Annotated in this window: 25 protein-coding genes, 1 tRNA gene, 1 rRNA gene and 2 riboswitches; of the genes, 15 read left to right on the top strand and 12 right to left on the bottom strand. The window is 41.9% G+C overall.

Translation table 11 applies throughout. From position 1 onward, the window contains the following. The 10 genes from rrf to J2Z69_RS18990 all read left to right on the top strand — a co-directional run. Positions 1–93, top strand: a 5S ribosomal RNA gene (gene rrf / locus J2Z69_RS19035); the annotation flags it as partial. A 367-nt stretch (positions 94–460) separates the two neighbouring features. Further along, positions 461–1,918, top strand: a complete 1,458-nt coding sequence (guaB, locus tag J2Z69_RS19030; RefSeq protein ID WP_209866448.1) for an IMP dehydrogenase — start codon at positions 461–463, stop codon at positions 1,916–1,918. A gap of 198 nt (positions 1,919–2,116) precedes the next feature. Beyond that, entirely contained in the window at positions 2,117–3,415 is a 1,299-nt protein-coding gene (locus tag J2Z69_RS19025; protein WP_209866462.1) for a D-alanyl-D-alanine carboxypeptidase family protein, read from the top strand. Positions 3,416–3,560: 145 nt separating this feature from the next. After that, positions 3,561–4,442, top strand: coding sequence for a pyridoxal 5'-phosphate synthase lyase subunit PdxS (pdxS, locus tag J2Z69_RS19020; RefSeq protein WP_209866446.1), 882 nt, complete (start codon positions 3,561–3,563; stop codon positions 4,440–4,442). A 49-nt stretch (positions 4,443–4,491) separates the two neighbouring features. Next, the gene (gene pdxT, locus J2Z69_RS19015) at positions 4,492–5,064 is read left to right on the top strand and encodes a pyridoxal 5'-phosphate synthase glutaminase subunit PdxT (RefSeq protein WP_209866444.1); all 573 of its coding nucleotides are present in this window, start codon (positions 4,492–4,494) and stop codon (positions 5,062–5,064) included. A 107-nt stretch (positions 5,065–5,171) separates the two neighbouring features. After that, positions 5,172–6,455: a serine--tRNA ligase gene (gene serS, locus J2Z69_RS19010; RefSeq protein ID WP_209866418.1), complete on the top strand. Its 1,284-nt coding sequence runs from the start codon at positions 5,172–5,174 to the stop codon at positions 6,453–6,455. Between the two features lie 76 nt (positions 6,456–6,531). Beyond that, positions 6,532–6,620: transfer RNA gene (locus J2Z69_RS19005), tRNA-Ser, on the top strand. Between the two features lie 152 nt (positions 6,621–6,772). After that, entirely contained in the window at positions 6,773–6,928 is a 156-nt protein-coding gene (locus J2Z69_RS19000) for a small acid-soluble spore protein P (protein WP_209866415.1), read from the top strand. Between the two features lie 229 nt (positions 6,929–7,157). Beyond that, positions 7,158–8,024 carry a YitT family protein gene (locus J2Z69_RS18995; RefSeq protein ID WP_245339465.1) on the top strand — a complete coding sequence of 289 codons (867 nt, stop codon included), beginning with the start codon at positions 7,158–7,160 and terminating at the stop codon, positions 8,022–8,024. A 101-nt stretch (positions 8,025–8,125) separates the two neighbouring features. After that, entirely contained in the window at positions 8,126–9,202 is a 1,077-nt protein-coding gene (locus tag J2Z69_RS18990) for a DUF6612 family protein (RefSeq protein WP_209866412.1), read from the top strand. Positions 9,203–9,248: 46 nt separating this feature from the next. Here J2Z69_RS18990 and tadA read toward each other — a convergent pair whose 3' ends face one another. Then, positions 9,249–9,707 (bottom strand): tRNA adenosine(34) deaminase TadA, encoded by a 459-nt coding sequence (tadA, locus tag J2Z69_RS18985; protein WP_209866409.1) that lies wholly within the window; start codon positions 9,705–9,707, stop codon positions 9,249–9,251. A 250-nt stretch (positions 9,708–9,957) separates the two neighbouring features. Between tadA and J2Z69_RS18980 the strand changes: the two genes are divergently transcribed. Both J2Z69_RS18980 and J2Z69_RS18975 read left to right on the top strand, forming a co-directional pair. Beyond that, positions 9,958–12,246, top strand: a complete 2,289-nt coding sequence (locus J2Z69_RS18980; protein WP_209866407.1) for an ATP-binding protein — start codon at positions 9,958–9,960, stop codon at positions 12,244–12,246. 48 nt (positions 12,247–12,294) lie between these two features. Further along, positions 12,295–12,996 carry a pseudouridine synthase gene (locus J2Z69_RS18975; protein WP_209866404.1) on the top strand — a complete coding sequence of 234 codons (702 nt, stop codon included), beginning with the start codon at positions 12,295–12,297 and terminating at the stop codon, positions 12,994–12,996. Positions 12,997–13,055: 59 nt separating this feature from the next. On the opposite strand, the gene motB is transcribed toward J2Z69_RS18975, so the two are convergent. Both motB and motA read right to left on the bottom strand, forming a co-directional pair. Then, positions 13,056–13,859 (bottom strand): flagellar motor protein MotB, encoded by an 804-nt coding sequence (gene motB / locus J2Z69_RS18970; RefSeq protein ID WP_209866401.1) that lies wholly within the window; start codon positions 13,857–13,859, stop codon positions 13,056–13,058. Continuing rightward, the gene (gene motA / locus J2Z69_RS18965; RefSeq protein WP_209866398.1) at positions 13,843–14,646 is read right to left on the bottom strand and encodes a flagellar motor stator protein MotA; all 804 of its coding nucleotides are present in this window, start codon (positions 14,644–14,646) and stop codon (positions 13,843–13,845) included. The genes motB and motA overlap by 17 nt, the downstream gene beginning before the upstream one ends. A 229-nt stretch (positions 14,647–14,875) precedes the next feature. Here motA and J2Z69_RS18960 point away from each other — a divergent pair, with 229 nt between their 5' ends. Next, complete coding sequence (locus tag J2Z69_RS18960; RefSeq protein ID WP_209866396.1) at positions 14,876–15,169, top strand: hypothetical protein; 294 nt, start codon at positions 14,876–14,878, stop codon at positions 15,167–15,169. A 177-nt stretch (positions 15,170–15,346) separates the two neighbouring features. Further along, positions 15,347–15,640 (top strand): 4a-hydroxytetrahydrobiopterin dehydratase, encoded by a 294-nt coding sequence (locus J2Z69_RS18955; RefSeq protein WP_209866393.1) that lies wholly within the window; start codon positions 15,347–15,349, stop codon positions 15,638–15,640. A gap of 169 nt (positions 15,641–15,809) precedes the next feature. Here the strand turns inward: J2Z69_RS18955 and J2Z69_RS18950 are convergent, their stop codons facing one another. From J2Z69_RS18950 to J2Z69_RS18925, 6 genes are all read right to left on the bottom strand, one after another. Next, on the bottom strand, positions 15,810–16,166 hold the full coding sequence (locus J2Z69_RS18950) for a c-type cytochrome (protein WP_209866391.1): 357 nt from the start codon (positions 16,164–16,166) through the stop codon (positions 15,810–15,812). 142 nt (positions 16,167–16,308) lie between these two features. Continuing rightward, on the bottom strand, positions 16,309–16,758 hold the full coding sequence (locus J2Z69_RS18945; protein WP_209866457.1) for a GNAT family N-acetyltransferase: 450 nt from the start codon (positions 16,756–16,758) through the stop codon (positions 16,309–16,311). A gap of 332 nt (positions 16,759–17,090) precedes the next feature. Beyond that, a complete protein-coding gene (locus tag J2Z69_RS18940) occupies positions 17,091–17,564 on the bottom strand; it encodes a C40 family peptidase (RefSeq protein WP_209866387.1) in 474 nt (157 codons plus the stop codon). A gap of 4 nt (positions 17,565–17,568) precedes the next feature. Further along, positions 17,569–17,710: riboswitch (cyclic di-AMP (ydaO/yuaA leader) on the bottom strand. A gap of 377 nt (positions 17,711–18,087) precedes the next feature. After that, on the bottom strand, positions 18,088–18,570 hold the full coding sequence (locus tag J2Z69_RS18935) for a C40 family peptidase (protein WP_209866385.1): 483 nt from the start codon (positions 18,568–18,570) through the stop codon (positions 18,088–18,090). Between the two features lie 5 nt (positions 18,571–18,575). Further along, positions 18,576–18,715: riboswitch (cyclic di-AMP (ydaO/yuaA leader) on the bottom strand. Positions 18,716–18,938: 223 nt separating this feature from the next. Then, positions 18,939–19,754 (bottom strand): hypothetical protein, encoded by an 816-nt coding sequence (locus J2Z69_RS18930; protein WP_209866382.1) that lies wholly within the window; start codon positions 19,752–19,754, stop codon positions 18,939–18,941. 10 nt (positions 19,755–19,764) lie between these two features. Then, on the bottom strand, positions 19,765–21,741 hold the full coding sequence (locus J2Z69_RS18925) for a M1 family metallopeptidase (protein WP_209866379.1): 1,977 nt from the start codon (positions 21,739–21,741) through the stop codon (positions 19,765–19,767). A gap of 128 nt (positions 21,742–21,869) precedes the next feature. Here J2Z69_RS18925 and J2Z69_RS18920 point away from each other — a divergent pair, with 128 nt between their 5' ends. Further along, on the top strand, positions 21,870–22,385 hold the full coding sequence (locus tag J2Z69_RS18920; protein ID WP_209866375.1) for a YwhD family protein: 516 nt from the start codon (positions 21,870–21,872) through the stop codon (positions 22,383–22,385). Positions 22,386–22,431: 46 nt separating this feature from the next. Here the strand turns inward: J2Z69_RS18920 and J2Z69_RS18915 are convergent, their stop codons facing one another. From J2Z69_RS18915 to J2Z69_RS18905, 3 genes are all read right to left on the bottom strand, one after another. Further along, complete coding sequence (locus J2Z69_RS18915) at positions 22,432–22,830, bottom strand: MmcQ/YjbR family DNA-binding protein (protein WP_209866372.1); 399 nt, start codon at positions 22,828–22,830, stop codon at positions 22,432–22,434. Positions 22,831–22,948: 118 nt separating this feature from the next. Then, on the bottom strand, positions 22,949–25,222 hold the full coding sequence (locus J2Z69_RS18910) for a heavy metal translocating P-type ATPase (protein WP_209866369.1): 2,274 nt from the start codon (positions 25,220–25,222) through the stop codon (positions 22,949–22,951). Next, on the bottom strand, positions 25,215–25,625 hold the full coding sequence (locus J2Z69_RS18905) for an ArsR/SmtB family transcription factor (protein WP_245339459.1): 411 nt from the start codon (positions 25,623–25,625) through the stop codon (positions 25,215–25,217). The genes J2Z69_RS18910 and J2Z69_RS18905 overlap by 8 nt, the downstream gene beginning before the upstream one ends. Positions 25,626–25,662 lie beyond the last annotated feature (37 nt).

Here is a 25,662-nt window from a genome sequence, read left to right as displayed (position 1 = left end):
CCACACGTACCCATCCCGAACACGACCGTTAAGTCCTCCAGCGCCGATGGTACTTGGACCGCAGGGTCCTGGGAGAGTAGGACGCCGCCAAGCAACTATTAGAAGCACTGCCATTAGGCAGTGCTTCTTTTTTTAGAATATAATGATAACTAAGAAAATGATAACTAAGAATTTGGTTATTTAATTTCTTTTAAATAAGCTTAACTTAGTGTGTTACATAAACTAAATGCATATACTAATGATCTTTCCTGTGTAACTACACAATTAATATATAGGGGATAAAATTATAAACAAAAAAAGAAATGGCAAGAATTTAGTATAAAGGCAGATTGTTTGTATGTTGACAGTCAATATCCCCTTTGCTAAGATGGTACAAATAATTCCCGTAAGAACGATCTTCGGCCAACAAGAGAGATGGATAGGGGCTGCTGGGACAAGAATACTGAGGAGGAAAACCCTGGTGTGGCAAAGTAAATTTACCAAAGAAGGTTTAACGTTTGATGATGTTCTTTTAATTCCTAGAAAATCAGAGGTTTTACCCAAGGAAGTAAATGTATCTACACGATTAAGTGACAAGGTACGTCTTAATATTCCTTTAATCAGTGCGGGAATGGATACGGTAACTGAAGCTGCTTTAGCGATTGCTATTGCGCGTGAAGGTGGCATAGGCATTATTCACAAGAATATGCCTATTGAGAGACAGGCTGAAGAAGTAGATCGTGTAAAACGTTCTGAGAGTGGTGTCATTACAAATCCTTTTTCTTTAACTAAAAAGCATTTGGTATCCGACGCTGAAGAAGTTATGGGAAAATATCGGATCTCCGGCGTACCGATTGTAGACGACAATCAAAAATTAGTTGGGATACTAACGAATCGAGATTTAAGGTTTATTCATAATTACAATATTGCGATTGAAGAAGTCATGACACATGAGAATTTGGTGACTGCGCCGGTAGGAACAACTCTTCAGGAAGCAGAGTTAATCTTACAAAAACATAAAATTGAAAAACTACCCCTCGTGGATGAGCAAAATGTTCTCAAAGGGCTCATTACGATTAAGGATATTGAGAAAGCCATTCAGTTCCCGAACGCAGCAAAAGACCAACAAGGTAGACTGCTGGTAGGTGCAGCCATTGGAATCTCAAAGGACACGTTTGAGCGTACTGAAGCTCTTGTGCAAGCAGGTGTGGATGCTATTACTGTGGACTCAGCCCACGGACATCATATTAATATTTTAGATGCGGTGCGTGAGTTGCGCCGTCGCTATCCTGATCTCACCATTATTGCAGGAAATGTAGCTACGGGGGATGGAACAAGGGACCTTATAGAAGCGGGTGCTTCTGTAGTGAAGGTAGGTATTGGTCCAGGTTCTATCTGTACAACGCGTGTCGTGTCGGGTATAGGGGTACCACAGGTTACAGCAATTTATGACTGTGCTACTGTGGCACGTGAATACGGGATCCCTATTATCGCAGACGGCGGTATTAAGTACTCTGGAGAAATTCCAAAAGCTATTGCTGCTGGAGCTCATGCCGTGATGTTAGGTAGTTTGTTCGCTGGAACGGAAGAAAGTCCGGGTGAATCCGAGATTTACCAAGGACGTAGATTCAAAGTATATCGGGGTATGGGATCGCTGGGTGCCATGAAACAAGGTAGTAAAGATCGTTATTTCCAAGATGATGATAAAAAACTTGTGCCTGAAGGTATTGAAGGACGGGTGGCTTACAAAGGCCCGCTATCCGATACAATTCATCAGCTTATTGGAGGATTACGCTCTGGTATGGGTTACTGTGGTACAGCCAATTTGGACGAACTTCGCAATGATACTGAATTCGTTCGGATTACAGGTGCAGGACTACGGGAAAGCCATCCCCATGATGTACAAATTACTAAAGAAGCACCGAACTACTCTTTCTAAAAGATTACTGTTGTGGAATTGAAGATAGGCCGGACATAAATCGTTCGGTCTATCTTTTTTTGCGATACCCCCTGTGATAGAATAGAACAAGAATTGAAAGAGATGAGAGGAGCTTAAAGGGCATTGAAATTTCTTGTAAGTCATAATTCGAAACGGCGGATTCTACGAAAAAGTGTGACGTCGCTTCTATTAATTAATATGTTATGTATGTCTATCAGCCCAATTGCTATGGGAGGAGTAGCTCTAGCAGCTCCTGCCAAAAAGGCTGCAATTACGTCTACTACTTCAACGGATGCTTTAGGGTTACAGGTTAGATCTGCGATACTTATGGAAGCCACGACAGGTCAAATTATATATTCCGTTAACGGGGACGACCCTATGCCTCCAGCAAGTATGACCAAGATGATGACGGAATATATTGTTGCAGACCAAGTAAAGCAAGGTAAGCTTAAATGGACGGATAAAGTGAGCACATTGGAAAATGCATCCAAGCAAATCGGCTCAAGAGTATTTTTAGCTCAAGGGGACGAGCATACGGTAGAGCAGCTCTATACCGCTATGGCTATTGCTTCAGCTAATGATGCAACGGTGGCTCTAGCTGAGAAAGTGGCAGGCACAGAGCAAAACTTTGTGAAGCTGATGAATGATGAAGCAAAGCGGATGGGCATGAAAACGGCCTATTTTGCAAATTCTACTGGACTAAATGTAGGTGATATGCCTGAGAATTATCGTCCGTCAGATCCAAGAGAGACTAAAATGTCTGCTCAAGATGCGGCGACGCTTGCAAAATATATAGTAACGGACCATCCGGATTTTACGAAATTCACTACGATTCAATCCTACAAATTCAGAGAGCGTGACAAAACGCTACTTCAGAATTTAGACTGGATGCTTGAGGCGAATAAATCCAATATTAACTTTAAACAGTACGCATATCCAGGTCTAGATGGATTAAAGACAGGCCATACGGAAAATGCGGGCAACTGTTTTACAGGTACAGCCGTACGTAATGGGGTTCGTTTAATCAGTGTGGTGATGGGTACAGATGCCAAGCAACAAAAGTCACGTTTTGTTGAGACGAAAAAGCTGCTTGATTATGGTTTTGATAATTATGAACTGAAACAAGTTGTTGCTCCCAAAACTACGGTTAAGGGTGCAGAACATGTAGCTATCAAAAAATCTAAACAATCTGAAGTAGCTGTTGTTACTGACCAACCTGTGGGCTTTATGGTGAAAAAAGGTGCTAACTTAAGCGGAATTAAACCTGATGTGAAATGGGTGGATGCAGACAAACTTGTGGCACCTTTGAAGAAAGGAACAGTTGTAGGTACAGTAACTTACACGTATAAATCCGACAACAGTGCTACGCCAACTGTTAAATCTGTCAATCTCGTCACTACAGAAGATGCGGAAAAAGCGGGCTGGTTCAAGCTCTTTTTACGTGCCATTGGTCAATTCTTCGCAGATTTGTTCACGGCTATCAAAAATTTATTCTAGCACCATAGAAGATGAGCTAATTCCGACCGTATAGGTTGTATATTTATGGATTATCTTGTAATATAACAAGTTAGAGCAAGCTAGTATTATGATAGAAATTCTGCTGTATAATAGCAAATAATGATATATTTTGGGAGGCAATGACATGGAAACAGGAACATCTCGTGTAAAAAGAGGTATGGCAGAAATGCAAAAAGGCGGCGTCATTATGGACGTCATGAATGCGGAACAAGCCAAAATTGCGGAGGCTGCTGGAGCTACAGCGGTTATGGCTCTAGAACGTGTTCCTTCTGATATTCGTGCAGCTGGTGGCGTAGCCCGTATGGCGGATCCTACAATTATAGAAGAAGTGATGAAAGTAGTATCTATTCCAGTTATGGCTAAGGCTCGAATTGGACATTATGTGGAAGCTAAGGTTCTTGAATCTCTTGGTGTTGATTATTTGGACGAGAGTGAAGTATTAACACCAGCCGATGAGGTCTATCATATTGATAAAAGCGAATTCACTGTTCCTTTCGTTTGCGGAGCAAAAGATCTGGGTGAAGCATTACGCCGTATTGGCGAGGGTGCATCTATGCTTCGTACAAAAGGAGAACCAGGAACAGGTAACATAGTTGAAGCTGTAAGACATATGCGTCTAATTAACAGCCAGATTCGCAAAGTTAAGAACATGTCCAAGGATGAGCTGTATGCAGAAGCAAAAAATTTAGGTGTAGCTTATGATTTGCTCCTTGATATTCATGTCAATGGAAAATTGCCTGTAGTTAACTTTGCAGCTGGTGGTGTAGCTACTCCGGCCGATGCGGCATTGATGATGCACCTAGGCGCTGACGGCGTGTTCGTAGGCTCTGGTATTTTCAAATCCGAATTCCCTGAGAAATTCGCTCGTGCTATTGTAGAAGCGACGACTCACTTCACCGACTACAAATTGATTGCGGAAGTATCCAAAAACATCGGTACGCCGATGAAAGGAATCGAAATCTCTAAACTTAGTCCAGCAGAACGTATGAGCGACCGCGGCTGGTAATTCTAATTTTTAAGCATTAAGATACGAATTAGAAAGATGAGGACTGGTCATGAAAATAGGCGTGTTAGCACTGCAAGGTGCGGTGGCAGAGCACATCCGAAGTGTTGAGAAGACAGGTGCTGCAGCAATAGCCATTAAGCACAAAGAGCAGTTGCAGGAAATAGACGGACTCATTATACCTGGAGGAGAAAGTACGACCATCGGCAAACTCATGAGAAGATATGATTTTATCGATGCTATTCGTGAATTTTCTGCTCAAGGAAAAGCATTGTTCGGTACGTGTGCAGGACTTATCGTACTCGCCAAGCACATTGAAAGTGGAGAAGAATCTCATCTGGGACTTATGAACATTTGGGTATCCCGCAATGCCTTTGGTCGGCAACGAGAGAGCTTTGAGACGGATCTACCTGTGAAAGGATTAGATCAACCGGTGAGAGCTGTATTCATTCGGGCTCCTTTAATTACAAAGGTAGGTCAGACGGTTGATGTATTATCCACTTACAAGGATGAGATCGTAACAGCTAGAGAAGGTCATATTCTTGTTAGCTCCTATCATCCTGAGCTGACGGATGATTTTTCACTCCATCAATATTTTGTAGATATGGTACAAAAAAAGAAATAATTATCGACTACATCTGGTCTGGAATCTTATTCCGAGCCGGATGTAGTTCAATTTTAGCCTATAAAAGAGGCTTGGGGTTTAAGGTTTTGTTCTAGGAGGGACATGTTATGTTAGATGTAAAAATATTAAGAAATGAATATGGCCGGGTAGAAGAAGCCTTGAAAAAGAGAGGCAAATCCCTAGACCTCATTTCTAGCTTTCCTCAACTTGACGAGAAAAGACGTGAACTTCTTCAGGAAAGTGAGCTCCTTAAGAATCGTCGTAATGTTGTATCTGCAGAAGTAGCCAAGCGGAAGAAAAATCGTGAAGATGCAGATCAACTCATCGTAGAGATGAGAGAGGTCGGCGATCGAATCAAAGTGCTAGATGAAGAAGTCCGCGCTCTTGAGGTACAGATTGACGAACTGACGATGTCCATTCCTAATATTCCTAGTGATTCTGTGCCTCTAGGCGCTTCAGAAGAAGACAATGTGGAAATTCGTCGTTGGAACGAACCGCGGTCATTTGATTTCACACCCAAGGCACACTGGGAGATTGCTTCTGATTTAGGCATTTTGGATTTTGAGGCTGCTGCTAAAGTCACAGGATCTAGGTTCACCTTTTATAAGGGGCTTGGAGCTAGACTAGAACGTGCGCTAATCAGCTTCATGATGGATTTGCATAGTAATGAACATGGATATGAAGAGATGCTTCCTCCCTATATTGTAAATAAGGATAGTCTATATGGAACAGGACAACTTCCTAAGTTTGAAGAGGATCTATTTAAGCTTCGTGACACAGAGTATTATCTAATTCCTACAGCAGAAGTACCTGTAACTAACTATCATCGTGGGGAAATACTGAGTCTTGAGGATCTTCCTCTACGTTATGTGGCATATAGTTCTTGTTTCCGCTCGGAAGCTGGTGCATCCGGTAGAGATACGCGAGGCCTAATTCGGCAGCATCAATTCAATAAAGTTGAAATGATCAAACTTGTGCATCCGGAAGACTCTTATGCAGAGCTTGAGAGCATGACTCAGAACGCTGAGCGCGTACTGCAGTTACTTAACCTGCCATATCGCGTACTAGCCCTCTGTACAGGAGATATGGGCTTTACTGCGGCGAAGACCTATGACCTCGAAGTATGGTTGCCAGAAAGCGGTGCATATCGCGAGATTTCTTCTTGTTCTAACGTTGAAGATTTCCAAGCCCGTCGAGCAAATATTCGATTTAGACCAGATGCTAAATCCAAACCGGAATTCGTACATACCTTGAATGGTTCTGGACTTGCTGTAGGACGGACGGTAGCGGCTATTATTGAGAATTACCAACAAGAAGATGGTACGATTGTGATTCCTGAGGTGCTGAGACCTTATATGGGCAATATCGAAATTATTTCTTCAAAAAAATAGTTGCTAATTCGCTCAAGGCTTGATATAATCTAACTTGTCTTTGTTTTTAACACATGAAGACATTAGTCTTATATCTGGAGAGGTACCGAAGCGGTCATAACGGGGCGGTCTTGAAAACCGTTAGGGGGCAACTCCACGTGGGTTCGAATCCCACCCTCTCCGCCATTTATAATTCAACTGATGAGTCTGCTCTTAGGAGCAGGCTTTTTTTGTTATATTTTAAGCATGTATTCTGTATAAAATAAGGGCTCTTATCGCAAATTACATAGGCATTATAAGTTAGATGAGATGTATTTTTTAAGAGAGGATGATAATCGATGAGCAAACCAAAGAGCATGGAAGTACCAGGTCAGAATCCTAAGCCTAATCAACGGCATAAGGCAGAGAATTCAGGGAATCAAGAACCCTTATCGGGTTCCAAAAAGGTAAAGAATCAAAATCACGTGGATCATCATAATCGTGAAGGTGGTTAATCTCAGAATTGCCCGAATTCGGGCAATTTTCGTCTATTTTGCGACTTTTTGCCCAAATGGCAAGACACGTCTATGAATTAATGTAATAATAGAGGTAGGGATACTGAATTCCCGATGAACACTATATTAGGAATGGAGAGATCGGAAAAAACATAAATGAAAGGATTGTGATTTGATGACAGATAACCACATGACAGATCAGATGCAGCCACCTATCCCTTTTCCCCAGATGCCACGGCAACACAAAAAGAAGCCGTTAAGAAATATTCTCCTTCGTTGTTTGTTTATAGTTCTAGGAGCTATATGTTATGCTGCAGCACTTGAGCTTTTCTTAGTGCCTAATGACATTACAGATGGAGGTGTAACCGGAATCTCCGTTATCGTCTCGCACTACACCGGTTTACCTCTAGGTATTTTCTTATTTCTACTTAACCTCCCCTTTTTAGTCGTAGGATACAAACAAATTGGTAAAACCTTTGCGTTCTCTACACTCCTTGGTATTTCGGTCATGTCGACTACTACAGCACTTTTACATCATGTTCAGGCGTTCAGCCAAGAAACGTTACTAGCCTTCGTCTTTGGAGGAATTCTTTTAGGTCTCGGGACGGGTATTGTTATTCGTTTTGGCGGATCGTTAGATGGTACGGAAATCATAGCGATCTTAATCTCTCGAAAAACTCCATTCTCCGTAGGAGAAATTATTATGATTTTGAATATTTTCATTCTTGGTGGAGCTGGATTTGTCTTCGGGTGGGATGCAGCTTTATTTTCTATTCTTGCTTACTATATTGCTTTCAAAGTCATCGATATTGTGATTGATGGTCTGAACGAATCCAAATCGGTCTGGATTATCAGTGACAATATTGATGAAATTGGAGATGCCATCATCAGCCGTCTTGGACGGGGCGTAACTTATCTAGCGGGGGAAGGCGGCTTCTCAGGCGATCCTAAAAAGGTCATATTCTGTGTCATTACGCGACTGGAAGAAGCTAAGCTCAAAGACATTGTGAACCAATTTGATGAACGTGCATTCTTGGCTGTAGGGAACATACATGATGTCAAGGGCGGTCGGTTCAAGAAAAAAGATATCCACTAAATTTAAGTATTCTCATTCAGGGGTTTCTACAAGCCCTAAAATGGTTTATCATAATTAGTGTGTTCTGTAACAATTTAGGGGAAACACGAGGGGAGAAACAGATGAGAAAACGTATTATGGGGTTAACACTGGTTCTAATGCTGACTGTAGTTGTAGTACTTTCAGGCTGTACTAGTAAAAAAGAACCCAAAGAGGCACTTCAAGCTGCGGCCGCGAACGCAATGAAGATGGATACTTATGTAGTAGACAATCAGTTCATGATCAAAGATTTCACTACTAACATGGGACAAGGTCAGGAACAAGTGGGGCAAGTTGTCCAAATGCTTAAAAATGCTGAATTTAATGTCCACTCCGTCTATCAAAAAGCACCTATGCAAACGGAATCTACATTGGAAATTAAGCTAAAAGGGGATGTAGCTACTACAATTACCATTCCTTTTGTCATGACACCAGAGAAGATATACGTTAAGATTCCTAGTGTTCCATTCTTACCACTGCCAAAAGAATCTATTAATAAATTCTTGGTTCTTGACCTGAAGGAATTGGCTAAAGAAAGTGGAACGGAACTTAAAGCGGATATGTTCAATCCTGAGAAAACTCAAAAGTTAGGGTCGGAAATATCTAATGCTGTTTTTGCAGAGTATGACTCAGCTAAATATTTTAAGAATTTGGATAAAAAAGATATTGCCCTTCCTAAAGATTATAGCGAAAAGCAAATTGTTCAATTTTATATTACTAACGAGAATGTAAAGGAAGCTGTAACCACATTTGTGAACAAAGCGCTTCCTAAGATCTTGGATATCATTAGCAAAGATGAGTATCGAGATATGCTACAACTCTCCAAAGAGGATATCGACAAAGCTAAAAAAGATATAATGTCGGGAAATCAAGATGAGCTTAATAAAGCAATAAATGAAATGAAAAATAACTTGAAAATTAATCAATTTACTGTGAATACAGCTATTGATAAAAATGATTATCCTTCCTACCAAAATTTAAATGCAAATGTTGAGATTAGTGATCCAAGTACAAAACAAGATGTGAAACTTAACGTTGAGGGAAATACTACGTACACTAAAATTAACGAAAAGCAGAAATTTGATATTGGTATTCCTACCAATACGATTACTTTAGAGCAACTTCAGCAACAAATGGGTGCTGCTTCAGGTCTACAGTAAATAGAATTGAAAAGAGCACTTGCGTAATTAGCAAGTGCTCTTTTTGTTAGATCTTATTTCGTAATTTGCGGAAAAATTGCGTTAACATCGCAGAGCATTCGGGTTGCAGCACTTCAGCCGTTATTTTAGTCTGATGGTTAAAGCGCGACTCTTGCAGCAAGTTCATAAGCGTTCCAGCGCAACCTGCCTTAGGATCGGTGGTGCCATAGATTACATGGGGAATTCGGCTCTGTACGATGGCTCCTGCACACATAGGACAAGGTTCAAGGGTAACGTAGAGACGACAATCCAAAAGGCGCCAAGATTGAAGTTTAAGGCTAGCCTGACGTATTGCAATGATCTCGGCATGAGCGGTGGGATCATGATTAATCTCTCTAAGGTTATGTCCTCGGCCAACAATCTCTTCATTCCATACGACAACTGCCCCTATAGGGACCTCGCCTATGCATTCTGCTTTATAAGCTTCTTCCATAGCTTGTCTCATCCAGAATTCATCATTATACATACTTACTCGATCGCCTCATTCTGTTTTATATAATTTTGTTATTCAGCGAACAAATATTCGTTGTGAACAGGGTGTGCATAACTTTGTGCATAACTTTTTAGTTATCCACAGCTCTTTTAAATTTAAAAGGTATAACAATTTATCCCTGATTAGTGCATTCTTAATCTTTGCAAAAGATGTCGATAAAGGTATTATAAAGTAGATATGATTCCAATTTTCGGAAGTTGGACGGCTAGGAGTGAGCAATAAGGTGTCGATAAAAACCAAGCTATCCATTATTATATCTTTTTTGGCAGTAGTATTGTTATCACTCAATATTATTCTCAGCTACTTTACCACGAAGGAAAATATGCGTAAAGATAGTGAAAATAAGATGATGCTAATGGCTAAGCAAATTTCTCTAGCAGTGGAGCAAAGTAGAGAAAGTTCGGAATATGCAGAGCGGCAGATGGCCAAGAAGTTAAGGCTTGCTTCTATAATAGCGCAACATGAACTTGGTCCTGATATTAATAATGTAACATCTACACAGTTAGTAGCCATATCTAAGAAGGTAGAGGTTAGTGGCATTGCCCTTTTTGTAAAGAAAGCTGATGATATAATTATAGCTCAATCTTCGAATCCAAAGGAAATCGGTCTTTCTACAAAAAAATGGGACTTATGGTATGCAGCCTTAAATCAGCTTTTAGACAATAAAGAGATTGATATAAAACAAGGGTATACGTTAAAAGATTTCTGGACGGGCCCATTCGAATATGCCGTTTCTAATCCAGGTTACATAGAAAAATGGGGTTATTATTACGATGGAACAAGCAACTACATTATAGATCCCTACATTAATGGCGAAGAAGTAGATGAGTATTTCAAAATTATTAATCCGGATAGTATTATTGATAAGTCTAGAGAAGCAAATGCAGGAATCATGGAGATTACAGGAATCAATCCAGATCCTTTTACCATTACAAACCGTTGGGGCGGAAGCTTTGAGAGTCAGAAATCTGTAGCTAGAAATGACCGGCCTATTGCTTTTGGGACATATAAGTTGAGGAACCCCCAAGAGGATATGAAGCAAATGAAGGAAGCCCTAGATCGAAGTACCGTAACTCAATATGAAGAGAGGATGAATGGAGAGCGTATTATTAAAACATTTGTACCTATTCATTCGAATTCTGAGAATCGATCTTATATTATTCGGATTATCTCCAGCTATGATCCTATTTATTCGGTAATTTCTAAGCAAATGGTCAGTCAAATTGCAATCTCACTAGTCTTACTTGAAATTGTGATCTTCGCAAGTTATATACTAGCAGGTTTATTAATTCGCCCGATTCAAGATATTTTGATTAAAGTAAATGGAATGGCAGATGGGGATTTTGGAACAGCACTTGAAGTAACACGTAAGGATGAACTGGGCTTATTAGCTACAAGAATTAATGCAATGGCAAGAAACTTAGTAAGATATACAAGGGACCTTCGAGAGATCAACGATGAGAATCGTTCTGTTAAAGAACATCTAGAGTCTATAATAAGACAGACGGCAGATGCCATACATTTGACAGATCCTGCAGGACGAGTCATTCGCGTAAACAAGGCATTTGAGCATCTCTATGGGTGGAGTAGTGAAGAAGTCATCGGCAAGACTCTCGTCTATATTCCCAAAGCATATGAGCAGGAAGAGCAAAGCTGGTTCTATCAACTTCACAAGGGAATCCCTATTATCTCTGCGGAGACCATGCGTCTGCACAAAGATGGACATGAGGTAAGGGTAAGTGTAAGTCAGTCTCCTATTGTAGATGAAGAAGGGCAAATCACTGCGTTCGTTATTATTTCTAGAGATATGAGTGAGCGTAACCGAATGGAGGAGCTTCTGCGGCGTTCTGAGAAGCTTACAACGGTAGGTCAGTTGGCAGCCGGGGTGGCACACGAAATTCGTAACCCTCTAACGACGTTAAAAGGCTTCCTTCAGCTTCAACAGAGGTCCTTACAAGTTAATCTTCGTCATACAGATATTATGATGTCAGAACTTGAACGAATTAATCTCATTGTGAGTGAATTCCTGATTTTAGCGAAGCCTCAAGCTGTACATTTTCAAACGAAGGACATTCGATATATACTAGGGGATGTCATCTCTCTTCTGGATAGTCAGGCCCATCTATTGGGCATAGAGTTTAATCCATCTTTTTCACAGGAGACGCTGCTTATTTTTTGTGAGGAAAACCAGTTGAAGCAGGTGTTTATTAATCTGTTCAAGAATGCAATGGAGGCTATGCCTGAAGGAGGAGTAGTGCATCTGCATACTTGGCGCGGTGATAAACGTAGCGTGGTTATTCAGATTCGCGACGAAGGATGTGGGATTCCTAAGGATATTCTAGCCAAGATAGGAGAGCCCTTCTTCACTAGTAAAGAAACGGGTACGGGCCTTGGTTTGATGGTGAGCCAGCGGATTATTGAAAGTCATAAGGGTACGCTTGATATAGAAAGTGAATTGAATCAAGGAACCACGATCACCTTAATGTTGCCCATGGTAGCGGTACGTAAGTAAAAAAGAGATCAATTGTAAATAGTAGGCGTATAGAAGAGGTGTAATCATATGCGGATAAATAAGTTTATCAGCGAATCAGGCTTCTGCTCCAGAAGAGAAGCCGATAAGCTAGTGGATGCAGGGAAAGTTACAATTAATGGTGTAGTTGCAGTGCTTGGAAGCCAAGCTGAAGAGGGGGATCATGTTGTAGTTAACGGACAACCGCTGAACAGCCAAGAGCAGCATGTGTATCTTGCTCTATACAAGCCAGCAGGTATTACTAGTACAACAGAAACTCATATCAAAGGGAATATTGTTGATTTTGTGGGACACTCGAAGCGAATATTTCCCATTGGAAGATTAGATAAGGACTCTGAGGGACTTATTCTCATGACGAATGATGGAGACATTGTCAATCGTATTCTTCGTGCTGAAGGCAGACATGAGAAGGAGTATATCGTAACTGTAGATCGAACGCTGACTTCATCTTTTGTTAAGGCGATGAGCGAAGGAGTGAAGATCTTAGGAGAGATGACGCTTCCCTGTGAAGTTACACGAGTGGGCGATCGCGTTTTTCGTATTGTTCTCACAGAGGGGAAAAACCGTCAGATTCGTAGAATGTGCAGTGCTCTAGGCTACGAGGTAAGAAAATTACAACGCATTCGTATTATGAATATACATCTAGGTGAGCAAGCTAAAGGAACATGGCGGGAATTGACCTTAGATGAGAAGCAGAAGCTTGGAGCAGAGCTAAATTATACTTTACAGTAGTTCAGACTATGAAAAAGGCGACTCGTAACAGTGAATTCACTGTACGGTCGCCTTTTGACTTATTTGGCAACAGAAACGGTCTGCGCGGCTGTTTCGTTTTGATATTTACGGATGACAGACACTTCAACACGCCGATTTTTAGCGCGGCCCGCCTCGGTATCATTGGGAGCAATAGGATGATATTCTCCGAAACCTGTATTTACAAATTTTCTTGGGTCTAGCTTTCCATCAGACAACAAAATTTTCATGAAATTCAAGGCTCTACTGGAACTTAGATCCCAGTTTGAAGAAAATTGATAGTTATCAATAGGTATATTATCCGTGTGTCCCGATACGACAATATCGTAGTCTGGGAAACTCTCTAGCATCTTGGAGATAGCTATGCCTAATTGCTGAGACTCCGGCTTTACGACAGCGAGCCCTGAAGCAAATAGCGCCTGATCACTGATCGTAATTGTTAGTTGGGATTGATTCAGCTTGGTGTTCAGTTGGGCGGACAGACCATTTGATTTGATATATTGATCCATGCGTTGTTTTAGCTTCTCTAAGTCTATCTGCTCTTGACGGACAAGCTGGCTTCTAGATTTAGAAATATTTTTGCTCGAGCTTGGATCAATTTCATTTTCCTGAGGAGTATTCTTAGTACTGCCATCAATAGATGAATGGTCAAGTACACCGGAGCCCCCATTTAATGCTACGCTAAATGCCTTGCTCATATCTTCAAACTTTTTCGCATCGGTGGAACTCATACCATAGAGTACGATAAACAGGGCAAGTAGCAAAGTTAGCAAGTCTGCATAAGGAATCAGCCAACTTTCATCTGCATGCTCCTCATGGGGTTCATGTCTAGTCTTTTTGCTCACCGTCAGAACCCTCCTTCTCCTGGAGTCTTGCTCGCTCAGTAGGAGTTAAGAAGACTGCCAGCTTTTGCTGAATGGCAATAGTAGAGACACCGGATTGAATGGAGAGGAGACCTTCGACCATCATTAGGCGAATTTCAATCTCACGTTTAGATAAGCGTTTTAGCTTGGTAGCGATGGGATGCCATAATACGTATCCTGTAAAGATACCGAGGAGAGTAGCTACAAATGCAGCTGCAATCGCATGACCTAGCTTCTCCATGTTGGTCATATCCGCAAGGGCAGCAATTAGACCGATAACAGCCCCGAGTACCCCGAGGGTTGGAGCATACATTCCAGCTTGAGAAAAGATAAGGGCACCTGCACGATGACGTTCTTCTGTAGCTGCAATATCTTCTGCGAGAACATCCCGAACAAATTCTTGATCATTTCCATCAATAATCATACGCATACCCCCGCGAAGAAAGTTATCATCGATCTCTTCAACACGGCTCTCAAGAGCTAACAGTCCTTCTCTACGTGTAATGGAAGCCCATTCCATAAATAAAGTAATGAGTTCTGGCTTGGTTATCATTTGTGGTTTGACGAACAGAAGTTTCAATAACTTGGGAAACTTCTTTAGTTCTGAAATGGGGAATGCAATAAAGATGGATGCTGCTGTACCCACAAAGATAATAATATAAGCGGCGGGGTTATTGACCAAATTGATAAGGGGCGCGCCTTTTAATAACATACCGACTAATACAGCGCCAAGGCCAAGAATTAGACCTATCAGTGTTGAAATTTCCATGCATACACCTCGTCCATGAGATAGATTCAATTCATTGGTACCGCCTCTTCGGTATCCTTCCTATGAGACGTCTAGTTGCTTCATTCAGAATAAGGAACCATACACGCATATTCTGCAAGAAACGTGATATCCTTGTTATCGACATAAAACCCTTTTTTTTTAAGTAGTATTTTCAGTTATAATGTAAACATTGGTTCTAAGATGAAGACGAAGGAAGGCGGAGACAACTATGGGAGTTAAACATGCAAGGGAATATGATCAGATTTTGGCTGAACTTACATCAGCTGTAGGACTGATTCCAGATAGTTATGTATTCTTCGAAATGGAGACGGAGGATTGGGAACGCCTGAATGATGAGGATCGCCACGAGGTATTAGAAGCCTTAGCAGAGGACTTATTCTACGGGCTAGGAACAGAGCCTCAAATCACAGTTGGAAGCGGGATTGTTCAACATGACAGTAATCAGCACCGAATCCATGTGTTAATTGGAGAGTCTGAGATTAGTTCAGTCCTACTTGTGTAATAGGGTAAAGGGGCAAATGTGGATTTCGGCTATTTGGCATGTTAATATAGCCTGAGAACCCCTTATTCATGGTTCAATGAGTAAGGGACAGGGCAACATAAATAAGATGCCAGATGGCTTTATTCATGTACATAGACCATTTCAATGGTGTTGTTGAGAACAGGAGGAACGAAAAACATGCCATTTACGCCACAAGAAGTGGAAGTACACTTAGAACAGTTGGAAGGGTGGGAGATGGAAGAGGAGCGCTGGATTATTCGTAAATTCACGTTCTCTAGCTTCATGAAAGGAATTGCCTTTGTCGATGAGGTTGCAGCAATCTCTGAGGCATTTAACCATCATCCTTTCATTACTATTGATCATCGTACCGTAACGCTTCGGCTGACTTCTTGGGAGGTCGGTGGAATTACGGGTATAGATATCAAGGAAGCGGCGCAATACAACGAAGCTTTTGATAAAGCCCGAGGATGAAGGATTCATACTAAAGCAGTAGGGTGACGGCCTCAGACTTCATTACTTTGATGTGATGATGCTAGGTTAAAGTTCACTTCTATCGAATCTGGATATATGTAAAATAAAAGCACGTCCATATCCTGTAAAAGGAATAGGGACGTGCTTTTATTTTACATAAAATTATAAATTATTTCTTTGCAGCAAGGAACATCGCCACGTTAGCGATCTCTTCAGGTTTTAACTTGTCTTTGAAGGAAGGCATGTTACCATTCCCCTTAGTGATAGTTGTGAAAATTTGCTCATCTGTTAACTGGCCACCAATTTTTTGTAGATTAGGACCAATTTTACCTTCTAGCTGATCTCCGTGACATGAAATACAGTTGGCCTTCATCGTAGCTTCCGCAGCCGAGGCATTCAATGTTACCTTAGGCATGGTTGGCTTTGCATCCTGTGCAACCTCTTCTTTACCGGGTAAGGTGAAAATGAGCACGATAGCAAAGGCACAAGCAATAAACAATAAACCGCTCATGATCCATTTTTGCATTTCAATCGTTCCTCCTATGTAAGCTAACTAGTATTATTATAGCGGAACATACCGCATGATCATAGCATTTGTGACAAAAAAAAGAAACATTTTATTGACATTTTAGACCAAATTAATCGCTTTCAATTTCTTTTAAATGGAATTATGGTTGATAGACCATACAATAAAATGACTTCAGTCCCTCTGCTGTACGAAGTTCATAACTATCCGTGATTTGGAAGCCGGCTTTCTCATAGACGCGAATTGCTCTCTCGTTCCAGGTAGATACTTCTAAATCAATTTCTGCATGAGGATTACGTCTTCGTGCTTCTTGGGTAACCGTCTGTACAAAATTTTTACCCATGCCTCGCCCGCACCAATCAGGCTTCATGCCAAGACCGAGACGCAGGACTCCTTGTAACGGGAAAATCTGACTGAATCCACACAATTCTCCTTCAGTGGACAAAATGGATATATATTGCTTCATCCGAATATCGGGGTCACCAAATTCTATATCCAAAGCTTGCATCTCTTCCCAAGGGAGCCATCCATATATATCATAAGGTGGTTCGTAGATCCAACCGCATATTTCTTTAGCTTGTAATGCAGTCATAGGTTCAACAATGAACTCTGAGGTTGATGGTGAAGTCACGTGTACTGCCCCCCTAATTCTATTATATTTCTATTCTACATTCCGAGATATTATAGCTTCATTCAAAAAATAAATAAATTAAAAAAATATGATTATGACTGTTTCATCGTCCATAAAGCGGGTAAACATAATTATAAGAAATATATGGAATTAGTATCATACAAATTAGTGAAACCTTTTGAATGAATTTTACGTTCTACTAGATATAGATATAAAAAAGACCGTATCGATTCCGGCAAGAATCGTACGGCTTAATTAAGACAAGAGAGAGTAATCCATTTAAGGGAATGGATTTATAGATTCACTGCATATTTTTTGTATCCGGCTTTGCTCAAAATACGTTTGGCTCCAACATAGCGTTTGTTAAAATAGGTGTTACTAAGACGGTCAATGTGAATGCCCTTAGAAGAAGAGGCGTGTGCAAATTGGCCGTTTCCGACGTAAACCCCTACATGGGATACACCATTACCTAAAGTATTGAAGAATACCAAATCTCCGGCCTTCAATTGACCTCTAGCCATAACGGGTGAACCTTGTTTGAATTGTGCTTTTGACTGACGGGCAAGACTTACACCCATTTTCTTAAACACAAAAGACGTAAATCCAGAACAATCAAAACCGCGGGAAGTTGTGCCTCCGGTTTTATATGGCGTTCCATATACACTTTTCACGGCATGCGTGAGGGTGGAATCAGCAAAAGCGCTCCCTGTTCCCATCGTGAATAAGATTGCCAAGCTCGTTGCGGCTGCTGCAAGTTTCTTTCTCAAGTTGTGTAACTCCTTCCAAGGCCTGCGAGGTTAGCTTAAGGATTCGGTTGAAGGTTCCCTATGATCCTTCCGTATATCGAAGATCAATTCACCCATAACTGGTTCCCCCGTTTCCCAGGTGCGTGGGAATTCGGCTTGTTTTTTTGGTTTGTTGCACCCGTACTGAAATTCTAAATTATCCTATTCGTTCATCAGAATCTTCATAGAATTAGATTTCAGGACCCAGCGTTTCTAAAATACTGCATGGTTTCTGCGGGAATCCTTGACAGTTTTTGATACGCTCCGACAAATAACGACAATGATTACAAACTTGTTACTAAATTCTTGATCATTGTATCAAAGCGACCAAGCTTTGGCAAGGTTGTTTTTCACTATTTTTGTCAGAACAACATATAATTACGTTTAGAACCAATCGAATAGGGTAATAAATAATAAGAAGATTTACACAAAAAGAAAGACCCGCAGCAAGGATTCCGGCAAGAATCTCTACGGGTCAAGCAATATAAGGGAATGAATTAATAAGTTACTCTACATCGTCACTTGAATCAGCGACCGATTGAAAGGCTTCATTGCTCAAAATACGTTTAGCTCCAACATAACGGTTCGTATAATAGCTATCACTGAGTTTGCTAATGGTTACTCCTTTTGAAGAAGAAGCATGTGCGAACTTGCCATCTCCAACGAAGACTCCAACATGAGACACGCCACTACCTAAGGTATTGAAAAATACTAAATCCCCGGCTTTCAAATCACCTTTTGATACGGATGAACCCATTCTGAATTGGGATCCGGATTGGTGAGGAAGGTCTATTCCTAATTTAGCAAATACATACTGAGTAAAACCAGAACAATCAAATCCATTGGTGGAAGTTCCACCTGACTTATAATCTGTTCCAATTACGCGGTCCACTACTTTGTCGAGTTTGGAATCAGCGAATGCGCTTCCTGCTCCTAATGTGAATAAAATGGACATAGTAACTGCTACTGCTGTTAATTTCTTCTTCAAAAGCGATAGACCCCTTCCGATGCCTGCGAGGTTAGCTTAAGGATTCGGGTTGAAAGGTACCCTATGATCCCTCTGTTGCAAGATCAATTCACCCATAACTGGTTCCCCCGTTCCCTAGGTGTCAGGGATTCGGCTTATAATCATTTTTTTGCACCTATATACATATACGACATGGCTGTCGAATTTCCTGCTTAGTTATTAAAAATAATTACAAAGTTGTTACTCTAAAATCTGTGTCCATTGTAGCAAGGTAGGGAACTTTTGGCAATGGTTAATTTACAAGATTTAACTTGTTATATAACGAAAAAAAAGGCCTTCGTCTATCGAAAGGCCTTTAGGTATGGGTTTTTTAGAGACTGTTATAGTATTTATTTCTCTTCATTCCATAGTTGGTATTGAGAAGCGGTGTGCCAAATACTGAGAAGAGTTCGTAGAAAGGGATAGGTTTGTTGCAGAATAAGAGCGACCATACCTGTCCAAATCCAAGATATGCTAGTGAATATTCCAAAAAGGATAAGGGTAATGAAGCCTAAAAAAAGAGAGATACCTATAACTTTTAAGATATGTCTACAGACAATATAGAAGGATAAAGATATGCTCGACCGATAAATATAGCCAAATTTTATATATAAAAGAAGCTGATGAACAAAATATCCATATATAATCCATGCCACTATATAAAATCCTGCGTAGATAAGAGGATCTGTACCGGTCTGCATTCCGTTAATTATAAGTTCTAAGATCTTGGGCACAAGCCAGTAGGCAGGGAATAGGATCAAGATAAGTTCCAAGATGTAGAAAAGAAATACAGGCTTCCCAAAATAGCGAATTCCCTGAAAAAATACAAGCCCTGCTCCATCCTTCTGATTCGGCTGAAGTCCGTACAGAATCCCTGCATCTATAAAAGGAGTCAGAAAGAGACGAAGGGCAAACATTCCTCCTAGTAACCATAAATAAGTATGGACATCCGGGCTGTTCTTAAGTTCGATTTGTCCTTCGACTAAGAATAACATTTTACTAAGTTGGCTGGGAGCTGGATCGGGATAACGTTGAAGCAAGGGAATGACGGCGGACTGAACGAGACGGTAAAGGAATACTCCCCATAGCAATTGATACAGAAATAGAATAATAACCACGGGAATTTGATGTCGGGTGCTTTCCCACCCCTTACGTATAGAATTCATCCCTTTCACCTCACCATGATAGCAATCCAAGGGCTGATTCCAGCACTTTGGAGATGCTCAGATTCCACCGGGTGCCTGTCTTTTCCTCGACTTTGGCTTTTAGGTAGTTGTTAATATGTTTGTTCTCTAGAACGAGGCTGTAGGCTGGATCAATCATGGCCCAAGCTAAAGGTTGTTTATAGGTAAGTTTATATACAACCTGACTCTCTTCACCGTTCCATTCTTTTCGAATTACATGTCCATCCTTGAAAGCAAAAACGATAGGAACACGCGGGAGGGTTCCACCTAGACGGCTGATCTTAACCGTAGAATCGTATCCCCCTGATCTGATATTAGGTATAACACTGATCTGATCGACGGAATAGTTGGCCATGCGACCGTCATATACATACTGATCGAAATAGTCTTTCCAAGGCTTATGAGTAACTTGCTCCACTACTTGCTGAAAATCTGTAGTAGTCGGATGTCTGAAGCGATACCTTTCAGCGTAACGGGCTAGAATCTTTTTCATCGTAAAGACTCCGACTTGCTTCTCGATTCCGAGTAGAACGAGTTTCCCGCGAGTATAGACATTTTGGGCATAAGTATTTTGATTTCCGTATTTCCAAGCTTCTTTATTCAGTGGCATGGGATTTGTTATGAAACTTGATTGAATAGGAAGATTCGGGATAACTCCGTAGGCTTGCTCCATCACCTTGTCCTCGGCATAGGAAGTAAAAGCTTCATCCAGCCAAGGTTCCTCAAATTCATTGCTGGCAACCATCCCGTAGAAATATTGGTGGCCGATCTCGTGGACTACGGTACGCTCAAGCTCATACCCGGGGGAGTTATTTGTAGCTCCAAACGCGGTGACGAGTGTCGGATATTCCATTCCTCCTGCACCATTGCCCGCTGAAGGCGGTACGACAATGGAAAGCGTGGAGTAGGGATAGCTTCCATAAGCTTTGCTATAAGCGGACAGTGCGGATTTGGCGGCGAAGAAATACCGGTCTTTCAGATCCTTATGTAAAGGATCTAAATATAGCTTGATGCGTACGCCTGGAACGCCAGGGGATGAAAAGGGTTCTTCCGCATAGACGAAGTTTGGGGAGCCTGCCCAAGCAAAGTCATGAACATCATCTGCATAAAATTGATAGGTCTTCCGATCGTCACGGGTAACGGGCGTCTTGATTGGAAATCCTGTAGCAGCGATGATATAAGAGCTAGGAACGTTAATGCGGACACTGAAAATTCCAAAATCTGAGTAGAACTCCGAATTCCCATGGTATTGATGAAGATTCCAGCCTTCTGTGGTGCGCCCACGCGTGCCTACAGGCTCATATACACTAAGTTTGGGGAACCACTGGCCCGCCATGACAAACGAACCAGCGGTGCCCATACGTGCGAATATTTTGGGTAGTTTTACTTTGAAGTTGATGCGCAGGGTGATACTTTCACCGGCGCTTACGGCGCGAGGTAGACGAACTTTTACCAGAGTGCGGTCTTTAATGTTCCCATCGTCAGGTTGCACATACTCCAATCGGTGCAGGAGAGAGGTCCCCTCGGTTGTCCGAATTTCGGTCAGGTCCATAGAACCCCATCCGTCTTTGGGCATGCTGTCTTCTCGGAGTTTGCCACCTGATTCTAAGAGAAATGTGCTGTTCTTGGATTCAAAAGCATTCGGGTAGAGGTGAAAATATAATTCATTCACTGCTTTTCTACCTGGATTGTTCCAAGTTACGCTCTCGCTACCTGAAAGTGTCTGATCCTGCTCGTTAAGATTCACATCAATATGATATTCTGATACACGCTCACTGAGTTGTTCTGAACTTGTACTACGTAGACCTTCGGAGGGAGCCGGGCTTTGGACAAGCGGGAGCTTGCCCCCTTCTTCGGCAAGAGAAGATACAGCTACAGGTTCATGTTGTGGAGTAAGCCAGAGTGCTCCTCCCACTAGAGATACAGTTAATATCAGGGTGAGAACTATTGAATTGCGAAATCGACTCATTACTGTGGATACCTCCCGTTGACAAGCATCTACAGCATGTATATGTTTGCATCTGAGAGATTATTAGTTAAAATTAAATATAAGATATCTGAGCCCCTAAATATGGCGGCTTTAAAGCGGAGGTAATTATGGATAACGCAAAACCGACTGGCAAGAAGCCCATTGCCTTAAATATCATTAGTAGTAGTGAGAAGAGTTCCAAGCACAAAGGATTTGGCGCAGGGAGTATTGATCTGAATAGTGTATCTCCAATCATCATTGATGGGGGAGAAGCGAAGATTGACGTTGGAGCAATGCATGCGAAGAGCAAAGTGGAGCGAGGTATTAAATTTTCGGCCAACAAAGAAGACGTACCCAATGGAAGACAAGTGTGGCTTGTATGGGTTGCTGTTGATCGAACGCCTGAAGGTCAGCTATATGGCGGAGCTACAGCCTGTGAGATGTGGATTGATACAGAAGCCAAGCGGGGATGGAAGATCCTTGCGGATCATGTAAACAAATTGGATTATGCAATCAAAAGGCGCGTTATGTTGAGTGAGCTAGGACCAGTTGACAAGCAGGCGCTGCGTACATTGTTAGTCTCTCATAATGAAGAATGGTGGAATCGCTCTTCTGATGAAATGAAGTCAGCACTCGAATCTTAATAGTAAAGGCGGCCTTCTCAACCAAGAGAAGGCCGCCTTTTTTATTTTAGTCATGCCACTCCTCTTGCGCTTGGGCTGCTACAGGAATAGAGGGGCGAATCGTTTCACGTTCTGATTTGCGAAGATTGGCAAAGACGAGTCTATATGAATCTTCAAGCATACCAACTAAGATGTCAGAGGGAACCTTGCCGTTTAGTAGGATGGTGTTCCAATGTTGTTTGTTCATATGGTAACCAGGGAGCACTGTACCTGGATAAGCTTCTCGTAACATCCAAGCTTCTTCAGGAGTGGTCTTTAAGTTAACACTAGGGAATCCTTCCTGATGACCCAACAAAGCGAACATTTTGCTTCCTACATAGAAGACAGGGAGATCGGGATCAAAAGGATACTTTAACTGCGTGCCGGGATAACTTAAAGCAAGATGGGTTAGTTGGTCATGATTCATCTTTTAATATCACCTCTAAAGGAAATAATATCCTATTTTTATTCTATTGTAATATAGTTTAAATAAAAAAAACAAAAGGTACTCTCCCATAAAACAAGGAAAAGCACCTTTTGTTTTTTTATTTATCCTTACCTAGTAGAATTGTAAGGCCGAGTAAGGTCACTACAATTGTAGCTCCCATATCAGACATCACCGCAATCCACAGGGTGAGCAACCCAGGAAGGGTGAGTAACAGTGCAATAATTTTGAGCCCTAGGCTGATACCGATGTTCCACTTGATAATGCGGTTGGCTTGACGAGCGATTTTGATAACCGTAGGTAGTTTACCTAAATGATCTTGCATGAGTACAATATCTGCGGTTTCAACAGCACTGTCTGTTCCTTTACCCATGGCAATACCAAGCTGGGCTGTAGCTAGTGCTGGAGCATCGTTAATTCCATCTCCGACCATTGCGGTATTCCATTTACTTGACAGTTCCTTAATTCGATCGACTTTTTGTTCAGGGAGCAGACCTGCGTACCAATCGGTAACACCAGTCTTGGCGGCTACAGCCTTCGCAGTACCTTCATGATCTCCCGTTAGCATAACCGTGTGTTGAATGCCTGCAGCATGGAGCCTTGCAATGACATCAGGACTTTCAGGACGGATTTTATCCGCAAGACCTGCAATACCAAGCACGTGATCACGATCCGCAGTAAGGACAAGGGTGAGGCCGGCTTCCTTTAGTCGCTTCAGATCTTCTTGAATGCGGGAGTGTTCGGATTCAGCATCGGTCAACTGATTCAGAATTTCTTCACTACCCACCCAGTAAGTCGTGCCTCCTACTTCAGCCTGTATCCCTTGGCCTGCTATAGTGTTGAGATCTTTAGGTTCTACAAAATCTTGAATTCCTTTTTCCTTAGCACGTCGAACGATGGCTTGGGCTAGAGGGTGAAGGGAGGATTGCTCGATGGCACCCGTAATGGCATAAAATTTATCTTCATTATAGATCACTTCTTCCATAACAGCCGGGCGACCTTCGGTTAACGTTCCTGTCTTATCAAAAGCGATGGCATTAATCTTGGCCAATTGCTCCAAGTGAATGCCACCTTTGACGAGAATCCCGCTCCGTGCAGCTCGTGTCATCCCACTAACCAAGGCTATCGGGGAGGAAAGGACAAGGGCGCATGGGCAACCGACAATGAGAATAGCTAGACCTTCGTAGACCCATTTCATCCAAGGAGCACCAAAGAATAGGGGAGGAATAAGGACCACTAGGGCAGCAATGATCATAATGGCAGGAGTATAATATCTTGCGAACTTATCAATGAACAGTTCCGTAGGTGTCTTCGTATCTTGTGCCTCTTGAACGAGGTGCATGATCTTTGATAAGGAGGAATCTTTATATTCCTTCTCTATCTTCACTTTAAGTAGACCGTCTGCATTGACACTACCACCAAATACGGTATCCCCAGGTTTCTTACCAACTGGAACGGATTCCCCAGTGATGGCCGCTTCATTTACTGCACTTTGACCTTCGGAGATCGTTCCATCAGATGGTATTTTCTCACCTGCTCGAACTTGCACGATATCCCCGATTTGAAGTTGTTCAATAGCAATCGTCTCGGTACGATCTCCCCTTATAACGACGGCTTGTTTAGGAGCAGCAGTAAGCAGGGATTCCATGGATTTACGAGCCCGGCTCATGCCGTACCCTTCAAGCAATTCATTTAATCCAAACAAAATAGCAACTAGAGTGGCTTCTTTCCATTCTCCGATGACTACGGCGCCAGCAAGAGCAACGGTCATCAGTGTATCCATGTTGAATTTAAGACGAACCAAGTTCTTAAGTCCACGCCAGAATGTCGAATATCCACTAAGGACAATAGCGACGATGTAGAAAATGATTCGCACTGTAGGGGATAGGAGGTCGCCTAAGAGGAACGTACTTAAATAAAGAACGGCAGCTGTTCCTAATAACCATAAAATGCGCTTATTGTCTTCATCCCCGTGTTCGTGCGTATGACCTTCTTCGCCATGATCGTGGTTAGCGTGATCCTTTCCTCCTTCGGTATGAGTATGGGAGTGGGTGTCGTTGTGCGTTCCTTTTGTAGTGGAAGCCTTGCTGGAAGCGGAGGAGGCTAGAGTAGGCAACGAAGCGCCATCACTTTTCAATATTTTGCGCACCTTATCCATATCGACTTCGGGACGAACGATTAGACGGCCGCTGTTATAATGTAGCGAGGCATCTTGGCCATGATCCAGTTTACGGATTTCATCTTGTAATTCTCGGGCACAGTTGGAACAGGATAATCCTTGAACGGGGTACTCTATTGGACTAGAGGAAGTACTCCCTTGTTCTTGTGTCGATAGTTTAGATTGCGGGGTAGAAGCGTCTTTAGGCTTATTCATAATCGTTTTTCTCCCTTTGGTGCTCCAGCGTCATCGCAATGAGCGTCTGAATATGATGGTCTTTTAACGAGTAAAAGACGTTCTTGCCTTCTTTGCGTGATTTGGCAATGTTCGTAGTCTTAAGCTGGCGTAGATGATGGGATGCAGTAGCTACCGAACATTCAAGCAAGGAGGCGATGTCGCATACGCAAAGTTCCTTCCCTTGGTCCAGTAAAAAAGCAATCTTTACACGCATGGGATCGGATAATGCTTTAAAAATTTGAGCCATGCCCATAATCTCTTCTTCTTGTACAATGCCTTTAAGTTTAGATGTGATGTCTTCATGTTCAAAAAATACTTCACAAGTATCGTTGGGTGTTACGGTTTTGGTAATCATCAAGTAATCATCCTTTCCACTAGTCATTCAAACGTTCTTTATAATGTTTGAGTTTAGTATACGC

It is taken from the genome of Paenibacillus shirakamiensis, assembly GCF_017874255.1.
GTDB lineage: Bacteria > Bacillota > Bacilli > Paenibacillales > Paenibacillaceae > Fontibacillus > Fontibacillus shirakamiensis.
This window is presented reverse-complemented; position numbering and strand designations above follow the sequence as displayed.

Bases quoted from the DNA above. Each gene is read 5' to 3' on its own strand.
- motA (WP_209866398.1), bottom strand. From the start codon at position 14,646: ATGGAAATTTCAACACTGATAGGTCTAATTCTTGGCCTTGGCGCTGTA.
- J2Z69_RS18955 (WP_209866393.1), top strand. From the start codon at position 15,347: ATGCCATTTACGCCACAAGAAGTGGAAGTACACTTAGAACAGTTGGAA.
- J2Z69_RS18950 (WP_209866391.1), bottom strand. From the start codon at position 16,166: ATGCAAAAATGGATCATGAGCGGTTTATTGTTTATTGCTTGTGCCTTT.
- serS (WP_209866418.1), top strand. From the start codon at position 5,172: ATGTTAGATGTAAAAATATTAAGAAATGAATATGGCCGGGTAGAAGAA.
- J2Z69_RS18920 (WP_209866375.1), top strand. From the start codon at position 21,870: ATGGATAACGCAAAACCGACTGGCAAGAAGCCCATTGCCTTAAATATC.
- J2Z69_RS19000 (WP_209866415.1), top strand. From the start codon at position 6,773: ATGAGCAAACCAAAGAGCATGGAAGTACCAGGTCAGAATCCTAAGCCT.
- J2Z69_RS19025 (WP_209866462.1), top strand. From the start codon at position 2,117: ATGTTATGTATGTCTATCAGCCCAATTGCTATGGGAGGAGTAGCTCTA.
- J2Z69_RS18990 (WP_209866412.1), top strand. From the start codon at position 8,126: ATGAGAAAACGTATTATGGGGTTAACACTGGTTCTAATGCTGACTGTA.
- tadA (WP_209866409.1), bottom strand. From the start codon at position 9,707: ATGTATAATGATGAATTCTGGATGAGACAAGCTATGGAAGAAGCTTAT.
- J2Z69_RS18975 (WP_209866404.1), top strand. From the start codon at position 12,295: ATGCGGATAAATAAGTTTATCAGCGAATCAGGCTTCTGCTCCAGAAGA.
- J2Z69_RS18925 (WP_209866379.1), bottom strand. From the start codon at position 21,741: ATGAGTCGATTTCGCAATTCAATAGTTCTCACCCTGATATTAACTGTA.
- J2Z69_RS18945 (WP_209866457.1), bottom strand. From the start codon at position 16,758: ATGACTGCATTACAAGCTAAAGAAATATGCGGTTGGATCTACGAACCA.
- J2Z69_RS18995 (WP_245339465.1), top strand. From the start codon at position 7,158: ATGCCACGGCAACACAAAAAGAAGCCGTTAAGAAATATTCTCCTTCGT.
- pdxS (WP_209866446.1), top strand. From the start codon at position 3,561: ATGGAAACAGGAACATCTCGTGTAAAAAGAGGTATGGCAGAAATGCAA.
- J2Z69_RS18960 (WP_209866396.1), top strand. From the start codon at position 14,876: ATGGGAGTTAAACATGCAAGGGAATATGATCAGATTTTGGCTGAACTT.
- J2Z69_RS18910 (WP_209866369.1), bottom strand. From the start codon at position 25,222: ATGAATAAGCCTAAAGACGCTTCTACCCCGCAATCTAAACTATCGACA.
- pdxT (WP_209866444.1), top strand. From the start codon at position 4,492: ATGAAAATAGGCGTGTTAGCACTGCAAGGTGCGGTGGCAGAGCACATC.
- J2Z69_RS18905 (WP_245339459.1), bottom strand. From the start codon at position 25,625: ATGACTAGTGGAAAGGATGATTACTTGATGATTACCAAAACCGTAACA.
- J2Z69_RS18915 (WP_209866372.1), bottom strand. From the start codon at position 22,830: ATGAATCATGACCAACTAACCCATCTTGCTTTAAGTTATCCCGGCACG.
- J2Z69_RS18930 (WP_209866382.1), bottom strand. From the start codon at position 19,754: ATGAATTCTATACGTAAGGGGTGGGAAAGCACCCGACATCAAATTCCC.